A 3,011-nucleotide genomic window follows, 5' to 3' on the forward strand; every position below is an offset into this window, starting at 1 on the left:
CAAACCATAGACTAGATCAAAGCCTCGACCGATTAGTATCATTCAGCTCCACGTGTCACCACGCTTCCACCCATGACCTATCTACCTCATCGTCTCTGAGGGGTCTTTCTTGATTGCTCAAAGGGAAATCTCATCTCGGAGGGGGCTTCATGCTTAGATGCTTTCAGCACTTATCCCGTCCGCACGTAGCTACCCAGCGATGCTCCTGGCGGAACAACTGGTACACCAGCGGTGCGTCCATCCCGGTCCTCTCGTACTAAGGACAGCTCTCCTCAAATTTCCTGCGCCCACGACGGATAGGGACCGAACTGTCTCACGACGTTCTGAACCCAGCTCGCGTACCGCTTTAATGGGCGAACAGCCCAACCCTTGGGACCTACTCCAGCCCCAGGATGCGATGAGCCGACATCGAGGTGCCAAACCTCCCCGTCGATGTGGACTCTTGGGGGAGATCAGCCTGTTATCCCCAGGGTAGCTTTTATCCGTTGAGCGATGGCCCTTCCATGCGGAACCACCGGATCACTAAGCCCGACTTTCGTCCCTGCTCGACTTGTAGGTCTCGCAGTCAAGCTCCCTTCTGCCTTTGCACTCTTCGAATGATTTCCAACCATTCTGAGGGAACCTTTGGGCGCCTCCGTTACTGTTTAGGAGGCGACCGCCCCAGTCAAACTACCCACCTGACACGGTCCTCCAGCCGGGTCACGGCTGCGAGTTAGAGACTCTATACGCAAAGGGTGGTATCCCAAGGGTGTCTCCACCGAAGCTGGCGCTCCGGCTTCACAAACTCCCACCTATCCTGTACATCGCGTACAAAGCCTCAATATCAGGCTGTAGTAAAGCTCCATGGGGTCTTTCCGTCCTGTCGCGGGTAACCTGCATCTTCACAGGTACTATGATTTCACCGGGTCTCTCGTTGAGACAGTGCCCAAATCGTTACGCCTTTCGTGCGGGTCGGAACTTACCCGACAAGGAATTTCGCTACCTTAGGACCGTTATAGTTACGGCCGCCGTTTACTGGGGCTTCGGTTCAGTGCTTCTCTTGCGATGACACATCCCCTTAACCTTCCAGCACCGGGCAGGCGTCAGCCCCTATACTTCATCTTGCGATTTAGCAGAGACCTGTGTTTTTGCTAAACAGTCGTTTGGGCCTATTCACTGCGGCTTATGTTGCCATAAGCGTCCCTTCTCCCGAAGTTACGGGACCATTTTGCCGAGTTCCTTAACGAGAGTTATCCCGCGCGTCTTAGAATTCTCATCTCGCCTACCTGTGTCGGTTTACGGTACTGGCGCCGACCTCCTCACTAGAGGCTTTTCTTGGCAGCGTGAAATCCGGTACTTCGCCCTACGGGCTCCACGTCACAGCTCGACCTTGTGTGCCGGGCGGATTTGCCAACCCGACGGCCTCGCTGCTTGTCCGTGCACTTCCAGTCGCACGGTTACCTTATCCTTCTGCGTCCCCCCATCGTTCGAACGGTGGTACGGCGGTACAGGAATATCAACCTGTTGTCCATCGCCTACGCCTTTCGGCCTCGGCTTAGGTCCAGACTAACCCTGAGCGGACGAGCCTTCCTCAGGAAACCTTGGGCTTTCGACGGAGGGGATTCTCACCCCTCTTTTCGCTACTCACACCGGCATTCTCACTTCCAAGCGCTCCACGGCTCCTCACGATACCGCTTCACTGCTGCTTGGAACGCTCTCCTACCATCCCTTACGGGATCCATAGCTTCGGTGGTATGTTTAGCCCCGTTACATTTTCGGCGCGGCGTCACTCGACTAGTGAGCTATTACGCACTCTTTGAATGGTGGCTGCTTCTAAGCCAACATCCTAGTTGTCTGTGCAACGCCACATCCTTTTCCACTTAACATACACTTGGGGACCTTAGCTGATGGTCTGGGCTGTTTCCCTCTCGACTACGGATCTTATCACTCGCAGTCTGACTCCCGAGTACAAGTCACTGGCATTCGGAGTTTGACTGAATTCGGTAACCCTGTGGGGGCCCCTAGTCCAATCAGTGCTCTACCTCCAGAACTCTTCACCTCGAGGCTAGCCCTAAAGCTATTTCGGAGAGAACCAGCTATCTCCAGGTTCGATTGGCATTTCACCGCTACCCACACCTCATCCCCGCACTTTTCAACGTGCGTGGGTTCGGACCTCCAGTCAGTGTTACCTGACCTTCATCCTGGACATGGGTAGATCACCTGGTTTCGGGTCTACGACGACGGACTGATGCGCCCTGTTCAGACTCGCTTTCGCTGCGGCTCCGCCTTTTCGGCTTAACCTCGCCCGCCATCGTAACTCGCCGGTTCATTCTACAAAAGGCACGCCATCACCCGTTAACGGGCTCTGACTACTTGTAGGCATACGGTTTCAGGATCTGTTTCACTCCCCTTCCGGGGTGCTTTTCACCTTTCCCTCACGGTACTGGTTCACTATCGGTCACTAGGAAGTATTTAGCCTTGGGAGATGGTCCTCCCGGATTCCGACGGGGTTTCACGTGTCCCGCCGTACTCAGGATCCACTCTGGAGGGGACAGGATTTCGGCTACAGGGCCGTCACCTTCTCTGGCCGACCTTTCCAGGTCGTTCACCTATCCTATCCCTTTGTAACTCCGTATAGAGTGTCCTACAACCCCAGGAAGCATGCTTCCTGGTTTGGGCTGTTCCCGTTTCGCTCGCCGCTACTCAGGGAATCGAATTTTCTTTCTCTTCCTCCGGGTACTTAGATGTTTCAGTTCCCCGGGTCTGCCTCACGCCGTGCTATGTATTCACACGGGTGTCCCGCCAGTCTCCCGGCGGTGGGTTCCCCCATTCGGATACCCCTGGATCAACGTGTACTTACCACTCCCCAGGGCATTTCGCTGTTCGTCGCGTCCTTCATCGGCTCCTAGTGCCAAGGCATCCACCGTACGCCCTTTCTACCTTGATCTAGCGTCTAAGACACACGGTCCTCACGGACCATATGTGAAATTTTGGTTTGATGTCTTGATGAATCTTCAGTTTTCAAGGAACAA

The 3,011-nt window shown here is 54.8% G+C and carries 1 rRNA gene; it reads right to left on the bottom strand.

The window, feature by feature from the left end:
- Positions 1-12: 12 nt before the first annotated feature.
- Positions 13-2,926: ribosomal RNA gene (locus DI14_RS11130) — 23S ribosomal RNA — on the bottom strand.
- Positions 2,927-3,011 lie beyond the last annotated feature (85 nt).

This window comes from Exiguobacterium sp. AB2, assembly GCF_000696055.1.
Classification (GTDB): domain Bacteria; phylum Bacillota; class Bacilli; order Exiguobacteriales; family Exiguobacteriaceae; genus Exiguobacterium; species Exiguobacterium alkaliphilum.